Annotated in this window: 1 protein-coding gene; it reads left to right on the top strand. The window is 42.7% G+C overall.

Annotated elements, in window-relative coordinates:
• The coding region (locus ABD690_RS13495) for an HYR-like domain-containing protein (RefSeq protein ID WP_486303590.1) at nt 1-550 on the top strand (550 nt) is incomplete at both ends.

Here is a 550-nt window from a genome sequence, read left to right as displayed (position 1 = left end):
TTACACGTACTTGGACTTTTACTGATGCGTGCGATAATGCGTCGTCTGTTTCTCAAACGATTACTATTCAAGATACGACTGCGCCGGTTGCGCCTCAAGCGCCTGCAGATGTTACTTATGAGTGTATGGCGGATGTGCCTGCGGCTGTTGAGTTAACTGCTACAGATAACTGTAATGGTGAGATTATTGGTACGGTAGAAGATATTACTGACGATACAAATCCTTGTAATGTCACTATTACACGTACTTGGACTTTTACTGATGCGTGCGATAATGCGTCGTCTGTTTCTCAAACAATTACTATTCAAGATACGACTGCTCCAGTTGCGCCTCAAGCGCCTGCAGATGTTACTTATGAGTGTATAGCGGATGTGCCTGCGGCTGTTGAGTTAACTGCTACAGATAACTGTAATGGTGAGATTGTTGGTACGGTAGAAGATATTACTGACGATACAAATCCTTGTAATGTCACTATTACACGTACTTGGACTTTTACTGATGCGTGCGATAATGCGTCGTCTGTTTCTCAAACGATTACTATTCAAGATAC

The sequence above is a fragment of the Corallibacter vietnamensis genome (assembly GCF_039537875.1).
GTDB lineage: Bacteria > Bacteroidota > Bacteroidia > Flavobacteriales > Flavobacteriaceae > Corallibacter > Corallibacter vietnamensis.
The sequence above is the reverse complement of the archived record's forward strand: the minus strand, read 5'-3'. Positions and strand labels throughout refer to the sequence as shown.